Below are 783 nucleotides of genomic sequence, written 5' to 3'. Positions count from 1 at the left end.
AAGGTCACGTAGATCCTCATCGGCGTCGATGCACTCGAGCAACGAGAGTGGCACGGACCAGTCGGGCCGGCCGTTGTAGAGCACCAGGGGGATGATCGGCGGTAAGTGGCGATACCGATGCGCACGTTGCTGGGGCGTGTGCTCGGCGTGGCGTTGCCAGATCCGCTGCATGTACCCGAGCAGCTGTACCGGTGTGCTGGCGTCCGGCGCAGATTTGTGCTCGATCAACACATAGATGTAGGCGGCCCGGCCGTCGCGAAGGCGAGCTTGGAAAAGGCGGTCGCTGTGTGATGGTTGCAGATTGGGGTCGATGAAGCTGCCGGGCAGGTGCTCGGGGTTGTCATCCGAGAGTTTATCGAGAAGCGGTGCGGGCAGGCTCTCGCGCAACACTACCGAGGCGCGCTCCGGCACCTCGAGGAGTGTCTTGATGAGGCTGTCATGAGGCGTGTTCGGGTGTGCGCTCATCCTGCCTTCGGCCCGAGTGATGGAGTCTTGGTGTCGGGGTGTCCCGCTTCGTGGCCCGTCAGTAGCGGCCGCTTATTGACGCCTGGTTTGAGCCAGGGGGTATCGGGGGCCGTTCTTCCCTCTTCGCTACGGCTGTCGCCGTCCGATCCATGACGCCGATTTTGCTCCAGCTGGTAGCAGGCGTCATCCCGTATCGATGGCAGCGGGCAGCCACCATGCTCTCACGGGAGAGGTAGGGGCATCGAATCGTGGTCCCTTGGGCATGGACTGCCTGGGGGGGGGGTCTGGGTCCATGGCGAGGGCGGGTGCGTCTTGTAG

The 783-nt window shown here is 63.7% G+C and carries 1 protein-coding gene; it reads right to left on the bottom strand.

From position 1 onward, the window contains the following. Positions 1–465 (bottom strand): Rpn family recombination-promoting nuclease/putative transposase (locus tag LRA98_RS12850; RefSeq protein WP_238634278.1); only part of this gene is annotated, 465 nt, incomplete at its 3' end. Positions 466–783: the final 318 nt, after the last annotated feature.

The sequence above is a fragment of the Halorhodospira sp. M38 genome (assembly GCF_022227985.1).
Taxonomy (GTDB): Bacteria; Pseudomonadota; Gammaproteobacteria; order Nitrococcales; family Halorhodospiraceae; genus Halorhodospira; species Halorhodospira halophila_A.
Note: the sequence above shows the minus strand (reverse complement) of the source record. Positions and strands in the feature narration are given on the sequence as shown.